A 6,000-nucleotide genomic window follows, 5' to 3' on the forward strand; every position below is an offset into this window, starting at 1 on the left:
AATATGTTAATTAAATCACAATATATGCTATGGATATTAATAATATTTTATCAATTATTTAATAAGTTGAAGGGGATCGAAGAAAGTACAGAAGTAATAAAAGAGAGCAGCCCCGAAAGGCTGCTAGAGAACTATTTATTGATAATGGCCTTCAATTTGCTGTAACGACGGATCAAACGCCACTTTAATTTCAGCGTTGTGGCATGCTTCCAAACAATATCCCAGTAACCTTTATCGAAAAACAGCTGAACCATCTGCTTTTGCGTTTCCGGTGACTTGATGGCTAATAGCGCTAAAACAACCCCTAAGCCTTCTTTCCCCACTTGCCATAAGCAAGCCGGTGCTTGTTTCACTTCTTCAGGATGGCGCTTATAGATATCCATCAACATATCTAAGATCTTCAGATAGGTATTGATCTTACGTACTGAGCGCTCATCTCCGGTTAAAGAGTGAGAAACGGATTGGTTATGGATCAGATATTCATAATATTGTTCATTGATAAACTGCACTCGTTTAGCAACGAGCAGCATTTCGGTAGTCCAAGGAATATCTTGATGGTGTAATCTTGGTTCAAAGGAAAAATTGTGTTCTCTAATTAATGACAAGCGATACAGATTCAACCAAGTTACATGGAGAAATTTACGAGAGCTCAAGCCAATTTGCAGCCATTGAGGGCCCGTGATCACGCCAGTAGAAGGCACTTTATTTGGCGGAAAAATAGCTTTTGGCGCATCCCCATTGGTGTACACATAAGTACCATTGCAAGTTGCTACGTCCAGATCCCCCACTAAGGCAATCTCTAATAAACGACCATACATTCTGGCATCAATTTCATCATCAATATCAGGGAAAGTGATGTATTTCCCTGTTGCGACAGCCATTCCGGTATTACGCGCAACGGAAACGCCACCGTTTTCCTGAGTGAGTACTTTGAAATTCTCAAACTTATCTTCGTATTGACGAATGACTGATTCGCTATCATCTGTTGAACCATCGTTCACAACGATCAGTTCCCAGTTTTCGAGCTTTTGGGCAATTAAGCTGTCAAAAAAATGGGGTAAAAACTTTTCGCCGTTATAAACAGCAACAACGATACTCAATACAGGCTGAAGGGACATGGATTAACCTTACGCTCATTAAAAATGATGATAATGACAAAATATATTCTTGTTTTTCATGAAAAATTCATAATCAAATCAAAGCTGTTATGATAAGAGCAACTTTACCTATCCCGATTATTACTCAAATTATCAAATCGCTGTGAACTAATTTTGACTTATCTTACCTAAGAAATGTCAATTATACCTCACCTTAACAAAAGGATCCTCCTGTGGCTGGAAGTAGCTTACTTGCCTTATTAGATGATATTGCAGCAGTTTTAGATGATGTGTCCGTGATGACAAAAATGGCGGCAAAAAAAACATCTGGTGTTCTGGGTGATGACCTCGCTTTAAATGCGCAACAAGTCACAGGCGTTCGCGCTGAAAGAGAGATCCCTGTCGTCTTGGCTGTCGCAAAGGGCTCATTCATCAACAAACTCATTTTAGTCCCACTAGCATTACTGATTAGCGCTTTCATTCCGTGGGCAGTCACACCATTATTAATGATTGGAGGCGCATATCTCTGCTTTGAAGGCGCTGAAAAACTTGCCCATAAGTATCTACACAAACATGAAATCTCACCATCAGAAGCAGCACGAGAAGCTCAGCGTTCAGAACAAGAAATAGCGGCATTTGAAAAACAAAAAATTAAAGGTGCAATCCGTACTGATTTTGTTTTATCGGCGGAAATTATCGCTATTACTTTAGGTATCGTTTCTTCAACAACGCTCCTAAACCAATTTGCAGTTTTATCAATTATTGCCATTGTCATGACTGTCGGGGTGTATGGATTAGTTGCTGGTATAGTCAAACTAGATGACTTAGGCTTCTATCTACAGAAAAAAGCCTCTACTTTGCTGCGTAAATGCGGTAATGGGTTAATTTATGTAACCCCTTATTTAATGAAAACATTATCTGTTGTAGGAACGGCCGCGATGTTTATGGTCGGAGGGGGGATACTCACTCACGGAATTACCTATCTGCATTTATGGATCGAAAAAATGGCAGAAAAGACAGGCAGCATCGGTGTTGTTGGTAATACACTACAATTTTTGACTCCTTCCATTCTTAATTTAATTTTTGGTCTAGTTATCGGTTTACTTATTATTTTCATTATTAACTTTTTTGCTCGATTTAAAAAAACAAAATAAAGCTAAAAACTGACTAATATCCTTAAATACATTATGGTAATAGTCAGTTTATTTTGTATCAGGAAAAAGAGAGAATGCCGACACTTTACCGACGATTTTCGATCATCAACCAGGTTATTGGGTTAATGCTACTTATTGCTGTTTTAGGCATTATCGGTATGACAATTTCCAACCGTATGATCATCAGTGTACAAGGCAATGCTCATGCCATTAACACATCAGGTTCCTTGCGCATGCAAAGTTACCGCCTACTTTCTTTAACGCCCATAAACCAGCATAGTCAGAATTATCTTGATGAATTAGAGAAAGACTTACTCAGCCCCGAACTCACCCAAGTGGTTAAAATTGAAAACCTTACACCTGAATTTAATAAAATACATGAATTTTGGCTAAACACTTTAAGACCCGCACTCACAAAAGCATCTTCACCTGATGATGCCCGTTATGAAGTCATTACTTTTGTTAATATGCTCAATGAGTTAGTTCATAACATTGATGATAAAACTGAGAAAAAAATCGCTTACGTTGCAATGACTCAGCTGATTTTTATTAGCTTAGTCTTTTTACTGTTGATGGGAACAATCTGGCATTTAAGACGAAAAATTTATTACCCATGGATGAAACTGCTTTCTATGGTTAATGCTATTGGGCGTAAAGACTTTACTCAGCGCTATCCCATGAAGAATAATAAGCAAGATGAGCTCAATGCCCTAGGTGAAACCCTCAATCATATGTCTGATGAGCTGGCGCAAAGTTACCACCAACTCGAAAAACGTGTGGCCGAAAAAACCGCGGACTTACTCGCTAAAAACCGAGTTTTGTCATATCTTTATCAATCAAATCAAATATTACACTCATCGGAAACGCTTTATTCAAGATTACAAAAAGTTCTCGCCGAGCTGAAAAACATTACGCAGCTAGAGAACTTGCGCCTCAAATTATATGAAGATAGCAATGAACAATATTTTCATGAAATCTCTTATGCCACGACCAATCTCGAAATAGATAAAACAAAGCTATCTTCCACTAATCAGCATCCATTACACAATGATCCAGCAAAAGAATATCAAACGTTACAGTGGGATCTCTCTGATAACATGCACCGATATGGTGTAATTATTGGTGAAATTGAGCAAAAACAACCATTTTCTGATGAAAAAAACAGATTGGTTCTTATGCTAGCGAAACAGATTTCAGGTATGCTCACCATGGAGCAACAGATAGAGCAACAGCAGCAGCTGCTAATCATGGATGAACGTGCCGCTATTGCTAGAGAGCTTCATGACTCTATCGCACAATCACTCTCATGTTTAAAAATGCAAATTAGCTATCTGCAAATGCAACCAGAACCATTACCAGAAACAACTCTACATTTGCTCAATGAGATGCGTACAGAAATTAATACTGCATACAGCCAGTTACGGGAATTATTAACGACTTTCCGCTTGAAACTCACTGAATCAGGTCTATTACCTTCACTCAAAAGTACTTTAGGTGAATTTAGTGGGCGTATTGGCTTTAATATTCAGCTTCATTATGAAATTCCAGCGAAAAGTATCTCACCACACCAATCTATCCACATAATACAAATAATTCGAGAAGCACTAAGTAATATTCTGAAGCATGCTAATGCAACTTGGGCTAAAGTTTCATTAAGCCAACATAGAGGCACTGTCACCATTACAATTGATGATAATGGCAATGGTATTGATGACAATCCAAATAAACTTAACCATTATGGCCTCATTATTATGAGAGAAAGAGCACTTAGCCTGAATGGCGAGTGCTACATTACTCAACGTGCCGGAGGGGGAACCGAAGTGAAAGTCACATTCCCCTTATCTGACATCTAAAACATCTGATATTTAGAACACCGGATCAAATCATTCATGGAGACTAAAAATATAATGACCGAAAAATCAACGATCCTACTTATTGATGATCACCCAACGCTCCGAAATGGTGTAAAACAGCTGATTAGCTTAGAGCCTTCACTTAAAGTTATCGGTGAAGCTGGAGATGGAAAAACAGGTATTCAGATAGCAGAAGAGCAAGATCCTGACCTGATCCTTTTAGATCTCAATATGCCTGGAATGAATGGCTTTGAAACCCTAGATGAACTCAGAAAACGTGAACTCTCAGGCAGAATTATTCTCTTTACCGTATCGAATTATAGTGATGATTTGATCAGTGCGCTTAAGCGAGGTGCTGATGGTTATTTGCTAAAAGATATGGAGCCTGAAGAACTGATTATCGCACTCAAAGAAGCCGCAAGTGGAAAAATGGTGGTTAGCCCGACATTAACCTCCGTCCTTGCTGAATCATTAAGAGAAAACCAATCACAAAATGAAAGCGATGCAATCGCACTAACACCACGAGAATCCGACATTTTAGAGCTTATCGCTCAAGGATTATCAAATAAAATGATCGCTCGAAATTTAGATATCGCAGAGAGCACAGTAAAAGTACATGTAAAACATTTACTTAAAAAACTAAATCTAAAATCTAGAGTCGAAGCTGCTGTCTGGGTGCTCCAACAAAAATAATATTTTTTCATCATACCGTCTTCATTCATAGCTAAATGATTGATTCATCTAGCTATGAGTGCACTTATCAATCTCACTGTATAAATTAGCAAGGGCTATTAATAGCTCTAATCTACAAGTCATTTTTTTCCAGTTATAATAAGCTTGCTTTTGACTCTTACTGATACAGATTATCCTTATGATAGAAGAACAACTTATTTTAGTTAATGAACAAGACACGCCAATTGGTAGCATGCCAAAACTACTTGCTCATCAGCAAGGTTGCCTACATCGTGCATTTTCTATCTTTATTTATAACCGTAAGAACGAATTACTCATTCAACAACGCGCATTTCATAAATATCATTCCGCTGGGCAGTGGGCAAATTCCTGCTGTAGCCATCCAAGGCCGCAAGAAGATACCCATGATGCAGCTTTACGCCGCTTAACAGAAGAACTCGGGTTTTCAACTTCATTAACTCATGTTGGTGAGTTTATTTATAAAGCTGATGTGAATGGCGGGCTAATTGAGCATGAGTATGACCACCTATTTGTGGGCTACTATGACAATCAAGTCATTCCTAATCCTGAAGAAGTCAGTGCTACCTGCTGGATTAGCCTTGAAACTTTAGCCCAAGAAATCAGTACTCATCCTGAAAAATTTACTCCGTGGTTCAAGAAAATCTGGGAAAAATACCCGTTACTGAATTTTTCTTCCTAATCCTTCTTTTATATTACGTCAGCCATAACGTATTCCTTTTTTATCTGTTACCAGATAGTCTTTTCATAAGCAACAGATAGTATAACCAATTAATATATAGATATTTTCTTACAATAGAATAGCTAAAATGGCTTAGACTTTTTTGATCTGAAGTAGAGAGGATTTTAAGACTTATGATTTCTTGAATCATGATTTTTGGGTGGTAGTTTTTGCATAGTGGCCTTTAAATACAGGCATCCAGAGAGTAAGAACAACGAAATTAGTGAGATCTGAAGGGGGCTGTTTCGATAATCACGCTTCAAAGGATGACTATCTTGCCTTTTATCACCTATTTTTTAGGCCCCAAAACGCAAAAAAGCCACCCAATGGGTGGCTTCTCGGCTAATTTAATGTCTGGCAGTTCCCTACTCTCACATGGGGAGACCCCACACTACCATCGGCGCTACGGCGTTTCACTACTGAGTTCGGCATGGGGTCAGGTGGGACCACCGCGCTATTGCCGC

5 protein-coding genes and 1 rRNA gene are annotated in these 6,000 nt (G+C 38.5%); 4 read left to right on the top strand and 2 right to left on the bottom strand.

Annotation, left to right across the window (positions count from 1 at the left end; genetic code table 11):
• Positions 1-131 precede the first annotated feature (131 nt).
• Positions 132-1,118, bottom strand: coding sequence for a glycosyltransferase (locus tag GKR61_RS03105; RefSeq protein WP_036950171.1), 987 nt, complete (start codon positions 1,116-1,118; stop codon positions 132-134).
• A gap of 212 nt (positions 1,119-1,330) precedes the next feature.
• On the opposite strand from GKR61_RS03105, the gene GKR61_RS03110 reads away from it, so the two are divergent.
• The 4 genes from GKR61_RS03110 (at position 1,331) to idi (ending at position 5,497) form a co-directional block, all read left to right on the top strand.
• On the top strand, positions 1,331-2,251 hold the full coding sequence (locus tag GKR61_RS03110; protein ID WP_272537414.1) for a DUF808 domain-containing protein: 921 nt from the start codon (positions 1,331-1,333) through the stop codon (positions 2,249-2,251).
• A 74-nt stretch (positions 2,252-2,325) separates the two neighbouring features.
• A complete protein-coding gene (narX, locus tag GKR61_RS03115) occupies positions 2,326-4,104 on the top strand; it encodes a nitrate/nitrite two-component system sensor histidine kinase NarX (RefSeq protein ID WP_154639543.1) in 1,779 nt (592 codons plus the stop codon).
• A gap of 54 nt (positions 4,105-4,158) precedes the next feature.
• Positions 4,159-4,797, top strand: a complete 639-nt coding sequence (gene narL / locus GKR61_RS03120; protein WP_230083112.1) for a two-component system response regulator NarL — start codon at positions 4,159-4,161, stop codon at positions 4,795-4,797.
• 178 nt (positions 4,798-4,975) lie between these two features.
• Positions 4,976-5,497, top strand: coding sequence for an isopentenyl-diphosphate Delta-isomerase (idi, locus tag GKR61_RS03125; protein ID WP_154599534.1), 522 nt, complete (start codon positions 4,976-4,978; stop codon positions 5,495-5,497).
• 391 nt (positions 5,498-5,888) lie between these two features.
• Here the strand turns inward: idi and rrf are convergent.
• Positions 5,889-6,000: ribosomal RNA gene (rrf, locus tag GKR61_RS03130) — 5S ribosomal RNA — on the bottom strand; the annotation flags it as partial.

The organism is Providencia sp. wls1916, from assembly GCF_009706585.1.
GTDB classification, from domain to species: Bacteria; Pseudomonadota; Gammaproteobacteria; order Enterobacterales; family Enterobacteriaceae; genus Providencia; species Providencia lanzhouensis.